Raw genomic sequence first — 12,657 nt, 5'->3', positions numbered from 1 at the left:
TTTTGCTGCTAGAGGGTAAAGTTATCTAAATCGTCATTGGGTTCAAATTCGCCAAGCCTTTCAAGCTCAGTGTCTTGTCGCATTTGTTCGTGCCAACGCGCCTCATCCCAAATCTCAAATTTATTCATTAAGCCCACCAGCATAATTTTTTTGCCAAGTTCTGCATGTGAGCGCAAAGAAGGCGCCAGCAAAATTCGACCGTTTTTATCAAGCTGATACTCTGTCGCATTACCTAACAACATACGTTGCATCCGTCGCGCTCTGGGATTCATATTAGATATTTTTGCTAAACGGCTTTCAATTTCTAACCATTCAGCAAGCGGGTATAACCAAAGGCAAGGCTCATTGAGTGCAACTGTGCAAATAACCGTTCCCTGATCTTCAGACAATAGCGTGTCTCGGTACTTTGTTGGTACCGCAAAACGTCCTTTATCATCCAAACTCAGTGAACTTGCGCCACGAAACATAAAAAGCCTATTGTAAAATTATTTTAATCAACTTTTTGATTAACCCGATCCAGTTTGATCCACTAAACACCACTTTTTACCACAGTGCTCCAGTTTAGGGCTTGACAAGCCTTTTTGTCAAGTAACTCACCCAGCTTTAGCGCCCCGCGAAGCCAGAAAAAATAAGGCTCAGATTAAAGCGATTGAATTGTTTGATAAAAAATCTGATCAGCCGATAAAAAAATTTTTCATCGGTTTTTTATTACTTGGCAGCGTTTGTTTGCTCAGTGAATAATTACAATTTTTTGTTTGTAAAAATTACAAACCATAGTCGCAATAGTTACAGCAATAAACACGTAAAAGTCAGCGTTAAAATTAAAATAAAATACAAAACAATAACTTAACAACTGGTTTAATCATTGCACCTGAATAATTACTTTTAAGAAACTATTAAGGATTGATTATGGCTACGGCAACTAAGAGCAAAACACCTATTGATACAAAACAAGAGATTGAAGCCCCATTAACCGATAAAGCAACATCAGCTGCGCATGACGCAGTAGATGCATTATCGAGTAAAGCGGCGGTAGCTGAAAATGGTGTTCGTAAAGGAGCAAGCAGCTCAGCAGAAACACTTAACGAAAAACAGTTAGCAGCTCGCGAGAAATTAGAAGAATGTACCTCTAAGACTCGTCAACTCGCATCTGAAAATCCACTAGCAACGGCTGGTCTGGCATTTGCTGCTGGCATGTTAGTTACTGCGCTATTTCGTCGTAAGTAATACCAATGCAAAAGCCAGATTTAACACCAAGCGAATCACAAGCGACGGATTCGCAGTCATCAGCAACAAATGCGGATGACTGGCAAGATCATGTTGCTAAGCTTGCTGACTATGCAGCGCAGCTCAAGGATGATTATCATCAACAAGGAAAGTTGACACATCAGCTGGCAATAGCAGAGTGGAAGCTATCGCTAAGATCCTTAGCACTGATCACTATTTTATTAGGATGTTTTGCCAGTGGCTTGGTGTTATTGTGGGTGGGACTTTTAAGTATTGTAGGCTTTGCTACTTTTGATTTATTTAGCTCGATTTGGCTGAGCATTACTGTAGTGATCAGCCTACAAATTTTATGCTTAATTTGGCTGTGGCGAAACGCAGTTTATCTAAGCAAAAAAATTGGCTTTACTAAAACGCTAAATAGCCTAAAGCAGCTGCTTAAATTATAAGGCATACACAATTATGTTAATCAATTACTTGATCAACTCACCGAATGCTCGCGTGCAACAGCTCCACAAAGAAGTGGCGATACAATCTGAGCTAAAGCGTCAGCACCTTACAGCAATAAAATATCGAGCCAAACGCTTTGCCGCAACAAAAGTGGGGCTCGTTAGTGCCTTTAGTGCAGGCGTGGTAGTGGAGTCGGCAAAAGGAGACACCAACATAGTAAAAAAATACAGTTGGTTGTTAAAACTACTCGCTTAAAAGTCACTCCTGCATTAATACATCACGACAGTGAACCAAAAAAATGTTTTTACAATCGCTAACCGCTTAGCATATTTCAGCGTCAGTGATCATCACAAACGGGTCTATTTGTGCAATTGGCTGATTAAACGGTTCACCTACTAATATAAGCACTCCCGATGTTTATTGAGCCCTATGCTAATTTTACACCTTGGCTCAAAGATTTCGCTTTGCACTAAAATGAAATGCTTCAACCATCGCTCTAGGCTAACTCCTTGTTGATTAGTAAAACTCGGTACTGGTTGCTCTGTGATATTCTGGTATTGCGGCTCATGCATTTTGTTAGTGCTTGGCATATTGAGCCAAATCTGAAAGCCATGTAAGCCTTTTTCAGCATCAGCAAGTAGCGTTTCACTGTGCATAACACCGCTACCGGTATTTATCCATTACACGTCTCCCGAGCAAGTCACTTCTTTGTTTCCCATTTAATCTTCATGCTCAAATTACACTTTTAAAATATGAATGAAAGTTTCGATACCGCAATGAGATGAGGAGGAAAACCACCGCTCTACTCACTTTTATCATCAGACTTAAGCTCACCAATTATTAAAAATGGCGCTAAATATTTACCATCAAACCTAGAATAAGACGCATGTTGACATAATACCCATATTAGGTACTATGAGCAGCCAGAACTTTGTTTATTTTTCATTTTTTGCCTAGGGTCGATTTACTCTTTGTTTCCTACATAAATGTAGGTAAGGGCCTTGAGCGGGACGCGGAAGCTTTGCTCGGTTTTTACTTATTCTTACATAGATGTAAGCCTGTAGAATAACGCAGGAGCAGTTATCGACTGCCCATTAGGTTACAAACCTCGCGCCGCGGTTAAACAGGCCCTTATTTGTTATGTAAATATATAAGAGATTAAATTATTATTTCATCATGTTTTTAATACGTAAATTAATATATTTCAATCATATGCAACACCATCTTATTTCAAAATCTTAGATATAACCTTAGTACTTTAATGGTTATTTATAGTAGGATTATTTAGCGTCACTCTGCTTTGTACTAATTTGGATACGACTATTTTTACTTCATCACTAAAACATCAACTCTACCGCCTTCTTATGCTGATTTGCATACCTGTTGCTGCTGTCATTTTAGTAACCTTGTGGTTTAGTCGTGACGCGGCTATTGAAGAGCATGAAAAAAAGTACGCTCCATCACTGAGCATCTAATTATCAAGCAGCAGAACATGATTGATGATATAAAGCATGTGACTGAATTTTTAGCAAAAAAGCAGAAAGACATTGAGTCTTTACCCTCTACCTGTCCTTCGTATGTTCTAGATGTTAAGGCGCTCAATGGCAATATCGCGAATATTGGTATAGTAAATAAATACGGCGATTTAATTTGCACCTCTAATATTAGCGACACCAACATTAATATTAGCGACCGCCCCTATTTTAAAAACGCGCTCGCCAGTAAAGAGTTTAGTATTGGCCATTTCCAACACGATCGCAGCCTCAAAGCTCAAAGTATTAACTTTGCTTACCCTATTTTAAATGAAAGCAATGATATTGAAGGCGTTATTGTGACTGTAATCGCTCTGGACTGGTGGAGCTCGGCACTTAATACTTTAAATTTATCGACAGAAATTAGAGCTGTCATTACTGACTCTAACGGTAGTATTTTAGCTAACTACCCTTTTTCAGCCGATAGACTAGGCAACAAATTGGAAAAGTTCGATTTAGCGCATAATTTGAAAGCTGGTGTCATTTTTAAAGGTAAAGATGGTATCCGTAGAGTGTTCCATCAAACAACACTCTATCGTGATGGTAATGACAATAAGCTCTCTATTTATATTACTCAACCAATAGATGAAACACTTGAACAAATAGATATTAACTTTGTAAAAATGGTTTTGGGATTTTTAATTACCATTTTACTTTTAGCCGTATTGGCTAGACGATTAGTTAATAAAAGCATCTTAAACCCGATTAAAAGTTTAACGCAGGCCGTAAACCGCTTAGCAGCCGGTAATATGCCTCATGACGACGAGCAGCCTAATAGTCCTGAGCTAAATAGACTATATCATCGTTTTAAATATATGGCCGAAACTCGCTTAACAGCTGAAGCATGCCTTAAACATAAACATGACGAGCTTAATAGCTTGCTTAATGCGCTACCCGATGCTTTTTTACGTGTAGATGCCAACGGCAATATACTTGATACCGGTGGCCTTATTAAATCGTTAAATTACAGCCATTCAACACCGCCTAAAAAGCTATCGTGTTTATTCTCTATTGCCAATTTAAAACAAATTGAAGGATACTTAACAACCCTGAGCGCTCCAGTCACTATTGAGCTTGAAGATAAACAAGACAATCAGTTTTATGAAGCGAAAATCAGCCCAATGAAAAAAGCGGATGAGTTTATAATTGTTATTAGTAACATCACGCAACGAAAGCAAAATCAAGAATCTTTGCATTTAGCGTCATTAGTTTACAACAACAGCAGTGAAGGCATGGCAATCACAGATGAAAATGGCGTTATTTATGATGTGAACCCTGCTTTTTGTAAAACGACCTTGTATTCTCGAAAAGAAGTACTCAATAAAACGGTGGGTATTTTATCATCGGGTAAACACGATAAAGAGTTTTATGATTACATGTGGCAATCAATAAATAAAACTGGCCGCTGGCAGGGTGAAATAACCAATCGTCGTAAAAATGGCGAGCTGTATGTTGAATGGTTAACCATAGATACTATTTACGATAAAAATAAAGCCCCAACTAGTCGTATTGCTATTTTTACCGATCTAACCGAGAAAAAACAAGCAGACGAGCTAATTTGGCGACAAGCTCATTTTGATCATTTAACCGACTTACCTAATCGACTAGAACTAAAAGAGCGGTTAAATAAACGATTTACGAGCGTTAATTACGACGATCAAAAACTGGTTATTATGCTGTTAGATATTGATCACTTTAAAGATATTAATGATACGTTAGGCCATCATTATGGTGATAGATTACTTAAGTTGGTATCTGAGCGAATTGTGCAAACAGCAAAAGAAGCTGACTTTGTAGCGCGTATTGGTGGCGATGAATTTGTTATTGTGTTTAGTGACTTACGCGGTAGCGATAATATCAAAAAAATAGCAAAATCACTGTTACTTAGCCTTGCGTCCACTATTTTTATTGAAGAAGAAAAAGTGTATATCAGCGCCAGCATTGGTATTGCCTGCGCGCCAGATGATGGCCAAAACCCAGAGCAACTGCTTAAAGCCGCGGATCAAGCTATGTATAAGGCAAAAAATAGCGGCCGGAATGACTTTGAATTTTTCTCACATGATATGCGTGAAGATGCAAATGCAAGAATGCAGTTGCTCAAAGAACTTCGCTCAGCCATAGAGTTAGAGCAATTTGAGTTGTATTATCAGCCTATTGTGTCCCTTGATGATTTACACGTTCATAAAGCTGAGGGGCTTATTCGATGGCAACACCCAGAAAAAGGGCTGATCAGCCCCGCTGACTTTATTCCATTAGCTGAAGAAACCAGACAAATAAATGCGCTTGGTCAATTTGTATTTGCTGAAGCACTACAAACACTTAATGATATTAAAAAACACATTCAAGATGAATTTCAAATTAGTATTAACGTATCGCCGGTGCAGCTCGCAACCACAGACAGTGGTATAGACGATTGGTATGGCATGCTTGAGACAGCAAACTTACCTGCATCGAGCATTGTGGCAGAAATTACTGAAGGCTTGATGGTTAATCCTGAAGAGCTGACCCAAAGCCGCTTAAAAGCCTTGGTTAAATCAGGGATGCAATTAGCACTCGATGATTTTGGTACGGGTTACTCATCGCTTGCTTACCTACAAGAAATGGATACCGACTACCTAAAAATTGATAAACGCTTTGTTGATAATATTCAAAAAGACAGCCAGGAGCTGGCCTTATGTGAAGCAATTATTATGATGGCCCATCAGCTTGGTTTAAAAGTAATTGCCGAAGGCATAGAAACAAAATTACAAATGGATTTATTACTTGAAGCTGGTTGTGATTATGGCCAAGGCTATTTATTTTCAAAGCCGTTGCACAAAACCTCGTTTATGCAGCTGATAAAAACAGACCAAGTGATTAATTTAGACTAAAGGCAGTTAATACGCTCGCTCAATTATAGCGCGAGTACTAAACTGCCCCTTATTTCAGAATGTTAATGCTATAATTTAGCGCACTGAAATAGATTTACCGAATACAAAAGCAACCATTAAATTTATTAATAAAGCCGAAGCAATACTAATAAAAGAACCTGCAATACTTCCATACTCAGCTATAAAACAGATAAGTGCGCCAATAAACACAACGAGACTTAGCCAAGTGCTTGCTGGGCGCATCAATCTTAGTAATAAGCTACTTACAACTAACAATCCACATCCAAGTATTAGATAAATAACTGTCATATAGTCACCTCTTGTGTTGTTGGCTTTATTAGTATTTGTCGCTTAGCCATGATCCGCTGACTCACATAGATTATTAAGCCACCAATAAATAAAAAACTAACATCAACAACAGTAACTAGCGTGTTATTTGAACTAAAAGCATGGCTTGACGACAGTAACATGTTTAAAGGCAACACAGACATGCACGCACCACCAGTTATAAGCAGTGTGACTTGCAAATAACGATAATAATTAATCGGTAACACTGCAAATAAACACCAAACTAGCCACGAAAGAAAAAATAAAGGTCTGAAGTAGCCATTGTGCAATTGTACTGGGATGAAGTTATTAAGTAATACTTGCAAAGGGAATAATATGGCAGTAGCCAATACTAAGCCTCCACAGCTACCGATAATAACCCTATTCCATCGTTGATAAGCCACTTCAGAAAGAGTCGGATTGCTACCCCTTGTGCGCTTGGTTAACCACATCATAATTCCAGAAAGTGGTAATAATGCAGTAGTTAAACCAAGGAGTGCCCACACTAACTTTACAAAAACGCCCGCAAAATTACCAAAGTGTAGCGGGAATAATAATTCAAGTACTTTAATAGCAGGGCCAGGAATGTCACCAAAGCTACTCATTGATTTACTAAACTTACCATCTCCGCTGTATTGCAGTAATTGTGATGCAACTGCATCGCCGCCAATAAGACGTAAGTAAACTTGAGCATTCGTATCATTATGCGCCATAACAGTTAAATCAATAACTTTCGCTTTTGGGTAACGTGTTTGGGCATCAAGCAAAATAGTATCTATAGCTGTTGCTTGGTAATTATTAGAAACAATGGTTTCAGGCATAGCGGTAAATTTTTCCACCAACTTATCTTGATCTCCACCAAAACTCACAAAAGCGGCGGCGGGAAGTAGTATAACGGTTGCAAGACCTAAAAAAGCTCCTGTAAAGCCGATAATGGCATGAAAAACGCTTCCCCAAATACCCATCACTTTATGTGCATCGTTCACTACCACATCAAGATCTTTTTTACGTCTAAATGTAAATAGCTCTTTTATTATTTGGCGGTGAATAAATAAGCCCGTCACAACAGACACCAATAAAGTTAAACCTAAAAAGCCAGTAAGAATAAGCCCTATTGGTCTGCCTAAATGTAAGTCAGCATGAAAATGCCCAATAAACGATGGCGCATCAGTTTTACGGTGCTCATAAAAATAATCTGCAGCACCATAATATTGGTTTACCAAATTAAAATTACGAGGGTCAAATTGGTAAGCATAAGCAGCCTCTTCGTCATAATTTTCATCGCCATCGTGAGATTCAAATAAAATCGTCAATAAATGCGTATTATGCCCAGTTGGTAGATACACATGGATATTTTTACCAAACTCTTTTGGTACTTGTTGGTGATAATGGTTAATTAACGTCATCACCTTTTCACTTGGCACTGTATCCAATTGATGTAACTCTGGGTTGGCCCAAATTTTTAGTTCTGGGCGGCTAAGTACAGCTAACGCACCGGTAAAGCAAACAATAAAGAGCAAAATACCTGTTACAATACCAACCCAACTATGCAGTAAAAATAGCTTTTTTAGTGAAATAGATCTCATCCCTGTCCTCCTTGTAAAGCCATAAAACTAAGCCCTGCATGGCTTAACAAAATAACTAACATAACAATAAAAGGCTGCCATGCGCTTTTAGCCATGTAAGCGTATATAAATGTCTTGTCCTGAAATGTGTTTACACATTTAGGACTTATTTTATGAAAACCACTAAAACTAAAGACGTTAAGCGTACTCAACGAGATTATACATTAGGCTTTAAATTATCCATTGTTGAGCAAGTAGAAAAAGGCGACTTCACATATAAACAGGCGCAAAGTCATTACGGTATTCAAGGTCGTAGCACCGTTCTGGTATGGCTGCGAAAACATGGTAAATTAGATTGGTCTAAACCAACTTATATAGCCAACATGCCTAAATCAAAAGAAACCCCAGCACAAAAAATTAAACGTTTAGAGCGCGAGGTAGAGGAGTTACGCCTAAAGGATTTAATCAAAGATGAAATGATTAATATTATGGATGAAGAATATGGAGCGGGTTTGCGAAAAAAGTACATATCCGAGCTATCACGCGCGCAAAAGAAAACCAGCAAGTAAAGCTTACTCCTTTATGCCGTGCATATGGCATAACGCGACAAGGTTACTATCAAGCTATGCGCAGAATAGATTCTCGGAATAAAGCGTTGAAGCCAGTCAAAGAGTTAGTGATGTATTGGCGGCAATTCATGCCTCGTATTGGTGGGAAGAAACTTTATCTGATGATAAAGCCAGAGCTGCAAGAGCGTGACATTAAACTAGGCCGAGATTGTTTTTTTGACTATTTGAGAGAGCATGACTTGCTTGTAAAACCAAAGAAAAATTACACTAAAACAACAAATAGTAATCATTGGATGCACAAGCATCCCAATTTACTAAAAGAATACAAACCTACTGCGGCCGAGGAAGTCTTCGTTAGTGACATTACATACGTAAAGTCATCGCAAGGCGTGCATTACCTGTCGTTAGTCACTGATGCTTATAGTCGAAAAATAATGGGTTATGAGCTCAGTGATGAAATGAAGGCAACTGATGTAGTCAAAGCGTTAGAGATGACGATTAAGCAGCGGGTGTATAAACGTGATGCTATTCATCATTCAGATAGAGGTTTACAATATTGCTCTGAAGTATATCAAGGTATGCTATTAAAGGAGGGAATTAGGCCATCTATGACCGATGGATATGACTGTTATCAAAACGCATTAGCTGAGCGTATTAACGGGATATTAAAACAAGAGTTTCTACTGTATAAATGTCGTAATATGGCAGAGTTAAAAGAGCTCGTTGAAGAATCGATATTTATATACAATGAAATGCGACCGCACTTAAGTTTGAATATGAAAACACCAAATCAAGTGCATAAAAAAGACCTGGCGCTTTCGCACCAAGTCTTTCATTAAAACCGTCAACCTATTTCAGGACGGGACAAAATAACGCAGTCCAAATAAAAGGAAAAAGCATTATCGGTATTAATATCTGCTCTTCCATAGCAAAAGGTAAGTAGGTAGTCATGCCAGGAATCATCACCACAGCCGTAATTAACGCAAGCAAACAAGCCAGAATATGGCGTCGCTTAGTTGCTGTAAAAGTGTGTTTTTTATTCATTATTATTTGCCTTATCAATGCAGCTTAGTCCCACCATAGAGAAACCAAATTACACTTCGCCCAAACCTGAAACGTTATACTGCTACCATCTAACCAAGCACAGTAACAAAACTAAAAATGATAACCATTTGCATTATAATATTTATTTAATTAACTAAACAAATATAAATAGCAAATAATCCATGCACAAATGCCAAGCATGGCTCAGCTAACGGCAATTGACGCTTAGTTAAATATATAAAAGATGGTAATCGGGTATAGCCAGAGATTTTAAATGAAAACAAGGCGAGCTTACGCGTTAATAGCTGCTTGAGATAGATTTATTATCCAGAGTTCAGGTTATTTAATATCGAGGTGGTCTGCAACATAAGCACCTCGCTGCCCTCTTTTTTATCTGGGCCTACCGTGCTGTCTTGCGCTGTTTGCTGCTCTAACGCTGCATTAATTGTAGCTCCTAAAATAATGATATAAGCGCTAATAAATAGCCACATAAGCATAATAACCACCCCACCTAAAGAGCCATATGTTTCGTTGTAACTGGCAAAATGAGATACATAAAAAGAAAAGCCAAAAGATGCCACAATCCATAATACTGTGGCAGTGAACGAGCCTACGGTAACCCAGCGCCACTTAGCTGCTTTTCTGTGAGGCGCGTAACGATATAAAATTAATAACGCAAAATTAAAGGTCAGTGCCAGTAATGGCCATGAGATAAGCATGATTAAAAAATCAATACTCTCTTTTATTCCTAATAGGTTAAGTGCTAGCGGTAATATACCGATAATCACCAATGCTATAACCGCCACTACAATCGCGCCCACTGAAAATAGTAAACGTACAAGCTGCGCCTTAAAAAATGAACGCTTTTCGTATTCTTGATAACTAATATTACACGCGGTGATCAAAGCTTGGCTGCCCTTAGAGCTACTCCAAATAGTGAGCAGTAAAGTGCCCAGCGCGCTAAGACTTAAACTAGTTTGAGACTTTTGCGCAAGACTTGAAACCTGAGACAAAATAATATCTTGGGTACTTTGCGGCAATAACGCCATAAATTGACTTAAATACGCACTAATATCATTCGGTGAAGCAAAATAAGCATACACAGACACCAGCGCCGCAATGGCAGGAAAAATAGCAAGAAGTGCATAAAAGGCCACGCCTGCAGCCACCAAGGATAAATTATCACGGCTCATTTGTTTTATAATTCGCTTTGCAATATCCCACCAGCCACGCAGAGGAATATGGTTAGGCTGCTTGGCTCTTTGGCCACGCTTAAAGTCACTCATAGTTAACTCCCTTTTCCTAATTGATTGCAAGATGTTTGCCAAATAAATATTCCTTGGTATTAGGGTCTGTTGACCTTTCAAGGTTAAATTTGCAGCAGCCTGTTTGGTATTAAGGCAAGGCATCGCCTATGTGGTGTGGTTATTCCCCATAAATAGGCGATAACGCCGCATTAATGCCAAACAGGCGCTGCCCGAAGGGTTCTGCCTAGGGGCAATTAACTCTTTGTTGCTCGGTTTTTACTTAGCCCACTAGGTTACAAACCTCGCGCCGCGATTAAATTGCCCCTAGTTTGAACAAATATTAATCCGCAAAGGTTCAACAGACCCTAGACTTGCTGCTATTGTTTTACACAGACCCTAATTAACTCAACCTAACACGGATGGCTCCTATGCTCAGCGCTTTAATTGCAACACTCGCTAATAACGCATCTATTCCCGCAATCGACACCGTTCAGCCAAACTCGGTTTCATGGGACTTTTTAAAAGAGCAAAGCGTGCAATTACTACACTCATTCGTGCAATTACTGCCCACTTTGTTTCTAGGGATTATTATTTTGGTGATTAGTTATTTAATCGCCACCCCATTATCACGCTTGTTAATAAAGCCCGTTACTTACATGACCAACAGTAAATTAGTACACCTAGTTGCTAGGCGTGGTATTAGTACCTTAATTATTTTACTCGGGTTTTACCTTTTCTTACGTTTGGCTGGCTTGACTGAATTCGCGGTCGCTATTATGAGTGGCACTGGGTTAATAGGCCTTATTTTAGGATTTGCCTTTCGGGATATTGCTGAGAACTTTATTGCCAGTTTACTTTTGAGTGTACAACGTCCATTTAAAATTGATGATGTAATAGAAGTGGATGGCAGAATAGGTATTGTTAAAAAAGTAACTGCACGGGCAACCACTTTAGTTGACTACGATGGCAATCATATTCAAATACCCAATGCGACTGTGTATAAAAATACCATTAAAAACTTAACCGCTAATCCAAAGATGCGCGGTCATTTCACAATCGGTATTGGCTACGATAATGACATTCGCGGCGCACAAAGTCTTGCTATTAGCGTTATAAAAAATCAAAACTCTGTGCTTAGCGATCCACCTCCCCAAGTATTGGTTGATAAATTAGGCTCCGCCACTATCAATTTTACTGTTTACTTTTGGGTCAACGGCGAACAATACAGCATTGTTAAAGTAGCCTCACAGCTAATGCGAGAGTTAATTAACAGTTTTACGCAACATAATATAAGTATGCCTGACGATGCCAGAGAACGTGTATTGCTCAATAGCCAAGGTGAAGACATTTACCCCACAGCAAGCGAAGCTAAAACAGAGACAACAGAAAAAACTAAAGAGAAACCACATACTCAAAAACATAAAACCACAGAGCATGAACACAGCATTGATGATGTAAGCAGTGATACTGATGATATTCGCGAACAAGCCGATGAATCACGCGATCCTGAGCAGGGAAAAAATATTATATAGATAGGTTCGAGGTTCGAGGTTCGAGGTTCGAGGTTCGAGGTTCGAGGTTCGAGGTTCGAGGTTCGAGGTTCGAGGTATTTAAAAACCTTATGGTTAATATCGCAAGGTTTTTATATCCGTAGCAGCGGGTTCACCCCGCGTCGGGTTTAGGTTTTAGGGGTTAGGGGTTAGGGGTAAGGTTTTAAGCCCCCCTTAGCCCGCCGCTCGCTAAACGCTGACAGCTGGTACCAATAGCTTGTCTCAAGCACAAAAATAAACTGAAACTGACACCCACTCTAATTTAACAAGCAAAGCTAT

General features: G+C 39.0%; 11 protein-coding genes and 2 pseudogenes. 6 read left to right on the top strand and 7 right to left on the bottom strand.

All coding sequences use genetic code 11. The features are described from left to right. Window positions 1-8: 8 nt before the first annotated feature. The gene (gene mraZ, locus AC0L7Q_RS02000; RefSeq protein WP_010390682.1) at window positions 9-467 is read right to left on the bottom strand and encodes a division/cell wall cluster transcriptional repressor MraZ; all 459 of its coding nucleotides are present in this window, start codon (window positions 465-467) and stop codon (window positions 9-11) included. A 442-nt stretch (window positions 468-909) separates the two neighbouring features. On the opposite strand from mraZ, the gene AC0L7Q_RS01995 reads away from it, so the two are divergent. Genes AC0L7Q_RS01995 through AC0L7Q_RS01985 form a run of 3 tightly spaced genes read left to right on the top strand, consistent with a single transcriptional unit; the run spans window position 910 to window position 1,929 of the window. Further along, the gene (locus AC0L7Q_RS01995; RefSeq protein ID WP_076919883.1) at window positions 910-1,227 is read left to right on the top strand and encodes a DUF883 domain-containing protein; all 318 of its coding nucleotides are present in this window, start codon (window positions 910-912) and stop codon (window positions 1,225-1,227) included. A 5-nt stretch (window positions 1,228-1,232) separates the two neighbouring features. Next, entirely contained in the window at window positions 1,233-1,673 is a 441-nt protein-coding gene (locus AC0L7Q_RS01990; protein WP_409424635.1) for a hypothetical protein, read from the top strand. A 13-nt stretch (window positions 1,674-1,686) separates the two neighbouring features. Next, window positions 1,687-1,929 carry a hypothetical protein gene (locus AC0L7Q_RS01985; protein WP_138608092.1) on the top strand — a complete coding sequence of 81 codons (243 nt, stop codon included), beginning with the start codon at window positions 1,687-1,689 and terminating at the stop codon, window positions 1,927-1,929. A 66-nt stretch (window positions 1,930-1,995) separates the two neighbouring features. Here AC0L7Q_RS01985 and AC0L7Q_RS01980 read toward each other — a convergent pair whose 3' ends face one another. Beyond that, window positions 1,996-2,082, bottom strand: a complete 87-nt coding sequence (locus tag AC0L7Q_RS01980) for a hypothetical protein (protein WP_409425548.1) — start codon at window positions 2,080-2,082, stop codon at window positions 1,996-1,998. Continuing rightward, a complete protein-coding gene (locus AC0L7Q_RS01975; protein WP_409424634.1) occupies window positions 2,070-2,330 on the bottom strand; it encodes a hypothetical protein in 261 nt (86 codons plus the stop codon). The genes AC0L7Q_RS01980 and AC0L7Q_RS01975 overlap by 13 nt, the downstream gene beginning before the upstream one ends. Before the next feature lie 708 nt (window positions 2,331-3,038). Between AC0L7Q_RS01975 and AC0L7Q_RS01970 the strand changes: the two are divergent. Then, window positions 3,039-6,076: pseudogene (locus tag AC0L7Q_RS01970) on the top strand (bifunctional diguanylate cyclase/phosphodiesterase). Window positions 6,077-6,151: 75 nt separating this feature from the next. Here AC0L7Q_RS01970 and AC0L7Q_RS01965 read toward each other — a convergent pair. Beyond that, on the bottom strand, window positions 6,152-6,385 hold the full coding sequence (locus tag AC0L7Q_RS01965; RefSeq protein ID WP_409424633.1) for a hypothetical protein: 234 nt from the start codon (window positions 6,383-6,385) through the stop codon (window positions 6,152-6,154). Beyond that, window positions 6,382-7,989 (bottom strand): PepSY-associated TM helix domain-containing protein, encoded by a 1,608-nt coding sequence (locus AC0L7Q_RS01960; RefSeq protein WP_409424632.1) that lies wholly within the window; start codon window positions 7,987-7,989, stop codon window positions 6,382-6,384. Before AC0L7Q_RS01960 ends, AC0L7Q_RS01965 begins: the two co-directional genes overlap by 4 nt. A 152-nt stretch (window positions 7,990-8,141) precedes the next feature. Here AC0L7Q_RS01960 and AC0L7Q_RS01955 point away from each other — a divergent pair. Further along, window positions 8,142-9,376, top strand: a protein-coding gene (locus AC0L7Q_RS01955; RefSeq protein ID WP_409423192.1) for an IS3 family transposase whose coding sequence is annotated in 2 segments (ribosomal slippage) — window positions 8,142-8,493 and window positions 8,493-9,376 — 1,236 coding nt in all. Because the reading frame shifts where the segments join, the coding sequence is not laid out codon by codon here. A gap of 10 nt (window positions 9,377-9,386) precedes the next feature. On the opposite strand, the gene AC0L7Q_RS01950 is transcribed toward AC0L7Q_RS01955, so the two are convergent. Both AC0L7Q_RS01950 and AC0L7Q_RS01945 read right to left on the bottom strand, forming a co-directional pair. Beyond that, window positions 9,387-9,581, bottom strand: a complete 195-nt coding sequence (locus tag AC0L7Q_RS01950) for a hypothetical protein (RefSeq protein ID WP_409424631.1) — start codon at window positions 9,579-9,581, stop codon at window positions 9,387-9,389. A 339-nt stretch (window positions 9,582-9,920) separates the two neighbouring features. Further along, a pseudogene (locus AC0L7Q_RS01945) lies at window positions 9,921-10,867 on the bottom strand (YihY/virulence factor BrkB family protein). A 389-nt stretch (window positions 10,868-11,256) separates the two neighbouring features. On the opposite strand from AC0L7Q_RS01945, the gene AC0L7Q_RS01940 reads away from it, so the two are divergent. Then, a complete protein-coding gene (locus tag AC0L7Q_RS01940; RefSeq protein WP_409424630.1) occupies window positions 11,257-12,360 on the top strand; it encodes a mechanosensitive ion channel family protein in 1,104 nt (367 codons plus the stop codon). Window positions 12,361-12,657 lie beyond the last annotated feature (297 nt).

Source organism: Pseudoalteromonas sp. KJ63-1, assembly GCF_055808145.1.
The sequence above is the reverse complement of the archived record's forward strand: the minus strand, read 5'-3'. Positions and strand labels throughout refer to the sequence as shown.